Raw genomic sequence first — 2,993 nt, 5'->3', positions numbered from 1 at the left:
ATCCCGGTGCGGGCGGTCAGCGTGTCGCGCGACTCACGGTCGCGTGTCGAGTTTCCTAGTGCGCGGCCGAATCCCAGCTGCGGCCCACGCCCACCGACACCTCCAGGGGCACCGACAGCTCGATGGCATTGGACATGTGCTCGCGCGCAAGCGATTCCAGCTGCTCCCGCTCCCCCGCGGCGACCTCGAAGACGAGTTCGTCATGGATCTGCAGCAGCATCCGGGATTTCAGGCCCGCCTCCCGGATCGCCTTCTGGGTGTCGATCATGGCGACCTTGATGATGTCGGCCGCGGTGCCCTGGATGGGGGCGTTGAGGGCCATGCGCTCGGCGGCCTCGCGGCGCTGCCGGTTGCTGGAATCCAGGTCCGGCAGGTAGCGGCGGCGGCCGAACAGGGTCTCGGTGTAGCCGACCTTGCGGGCCTGATCGACCGCGTCGTGCAGGTAGTCGCGGATGGCGCCGAAGCGGTTGAAATAGATGTCCATCTGGACCCTGGCCTCGTCGGCGCTGATCTTCAACTGCTGGGACAGGCCGTACGCGGACAGACCGTAGGCCAGGCCGTAGGACATGGCCTTGATGCGGCGGCGCAGCTCCGGCTCCACCTCGGCGATCGGGATGTCGAAGGCCTTGGAGGCGACGAAATTGTGCAGGTCCTCGCCCGAGTTGAAGGCCTCGATGAGGCCCTCGTCCTTGGACAGGTGGGCCATGATCCGCATTTCGATCTGGCTGTAGTCGGCGGTCATCAGCGACTCGTAGCCGGGGCCGACGACGAAGGTGTCGCGGATGCGGCGGCCCATGTCGGTGCGGATCGGGATGTTCTGCAGGTTCGGCTCGGTCGAGGACAGGCGGCCGGTGGCGGCGACCGTCTGGTTGAAGGTGGTGTGGATGCGGCCGTCGTCGGCGACCGACTTGAGCAGGCCGTCGACGGTCACCTTGAGGCGGGTGGCGTCGCGGTGTTCGAGCAGGTGCGCCAGAAACGGGTGCTGAGTCTTCTCGTGGAGGCCCTCGAGCGCGTCAGCGTCGGTGGTGTAGCCGGTCTTGGTGCGCTTGGTCTTCGGCATGTCGAGCTCGTCGAACAGGACCACCTGCAGCTGCTTGGGCGAGCCCAGGTTGATCTGCTTGCCGATGACGCCGTAGGCGGCCTCGGCGGCCTCGGCGACGCGGTCGGCGAACTCGCGCTGCAACTGCTCGAGCTGGGCGGAGTCGACCGCGACGCCCGCGGCCTCCAGGTCGGCCAGCACGCTCAGCAGCGGGAGCTCCATATCGCGCAGCAGCGCGGTGGACTCGATGCGCTCGAGTTCGGTGTCGAAGGCGTCGGCGAGGTCGTAAACCGCTCGGGCGCGCAGCATCTGGGCATTGGCGGCCTCGGCGTCCACCTCGTCCTCGTCGTCGAGCAGCGACAGCTGGGTCTCCCCGGCATTGTCGACGCGCAGTTCCCGGCTCAGGTAGCGCAGCGACAGGTCCTCCAGGTTGAAGGTGCGCTGGCCCGGCAGGATCAGGTAGGCGGCCAACGCGGTGTCGCTGGTGAGCCCGGCCAGCCGCCAGCCGCGCCCGCGCAGAGCGTGCATGGCGGTCTTGGCCTCGTGCAGCGCCTTCGGCGTGGCCGGGTCGGCCAGCCAGTCGCCGAGCGCCTTCTCGTCCTCGGGGGTGAGGGTGTGCACGTCGATGTAGGCGCCCTCGCCGTCGGCGGCGGCCAGGGCGATGGCCTGGGTGTCGCCGTGCGTCGGCGAGCCGTTGCCGACCACGGAAACCCCGTGCCGCACACCGGTTCCGGCGTGCTCGGCCAGCCAGGCGGCGACGGTGCCGGCGGCCAGCGCGCTGCCGCTGATCTCGAAGCCGGACTCGGCCTCGGGCTCCACCGGGGCCAGGGTGTCGAACAGGCGGTCGCGCAGCACGCGGAATTCCAGCTCGTCGAACAGCCGGTGGATCTTGTCCCGATCCCACGGCTGCATGGCCAGCTGGTCGGGTGCGTAGGGCAGCGGCACCGTCTTCACCATCTCGGTGAGCTGCCGGTTGAGCACCACGCTGGACAGGTTGGCGCGCAACGCGTCTCCGACCTTGCCCTTCACCTTGTCCACCTGGTCGACCAGGGTGGCCAGATCCCCGTACTCGCGGATCCACTTGGTGGCGGTCTTCTCCCCCACGCCCGGAATGCCCGGCAGGTTGTCACTCGGGTCGCCGCGCAGCGCCGCGAAGTCCGGATACTGCGCCGGGGTGAGCCCGTACTTCTCCTCGACCGCGGCCGGGGTGAACCGGGTGAGCTCGGAGACGCCCTTCTTCGGATAGAGCACGGTGACGCTGTCCTCGACCAGCTGCAGCGAGTCACGGTCACCGGTCACGATGAGCACCCGGAACCCCTGGGCGACGGCCTGCGTGGTGAGCGTGGCGATCAGATCGTCCGCCTCGTACCCCTCGATGGCCATGACCGGAATCCCCAGCGCGCCCAGCACTTCCTGGGTGGTCTCCACCTGCCCCTTGAACTCGTCCGGGGTGGTCGCCCGATTCGCCTTGTACTCCGGGAACGCCTCGGTCCGGAACGTCTTGCGGCTCACGTCGAACGCCGCCGCCACATGCGTCGGCTTCTCGTCCCGCAGCAGGTTGATCAGCATCGCCGTGAACCCGTACACGGCATTGGTGGTCTGCCCACTGTGCGTCTTGAAGTTCTCCGCGGGCAGCGCGTAGAACGCGCGATAAGCCAGCGAATGCCCATCCAGCAACAGCAGGGTCGGCTGCTCCCCGGACGCGGCTTCGGACGCAACAACAGGACGCTGATCAGTAGAGGCAGGGGTCACCCGCAAGAGTCTAGGTACCGCCCCCGACATCCGTGGGCAGCGGGCGTACTCGGCCCGTCGCCCCAGGTCAGCGAAACCGATTTCATCCTCGACCCGCTACCTGGTAGCGTTGCCCCCGCCAAGGGGTGTAGCTCAATTGGCAGAGCAGCCGTCTCCAAAGCGGCAGGTTGCAGGTTCGATTCCTGTCGCCCCTGCTCGAAGG

At 68.2% G+C, this 2,993-nt stretch carries 1 protein-coding gene and 1 tRNA gene; one reads left to right on the top strand and one right to left on the bottom strand.

The genetic code is table 11. From position 1 onward, the window contains the following. Positions 1-55 precede the first annotated feature (55 nt). Positions 56-2,791, bottom strand: coding sequence for a DNA polymerase I (polA, locus tag ACFV4K_RS35290; protein WP_379280634.1), 2,736 nt, complete (start codon positions 2,789-2,791; stop codon positions 56-58). Between the two features lie 121 nt (positions 2,792-2,912). Here polA and ACFV4K_RS35285 point away from each other — a divergent pair. Then, positions 2,913-2,985 (top strand) — tRNA-Trp (locus tag ACFV4K_RS35285). The last annotated feature ends 8 nt before the right edge of the window (positions 2,986-2,993 follow it).

Origin of the sequence: Nocardia sp. NPDC059764, from assembly GCF_042732555.1 — a bacterium.
Lineage (GTDB): Bacteria > Actinomycetota > Actinomycetes > Mycobacteriales > Mycobacteriaceae > Nocardia.
This window is presented reverse-complemented; position numbering and strand designations above follow the sequence as displayed.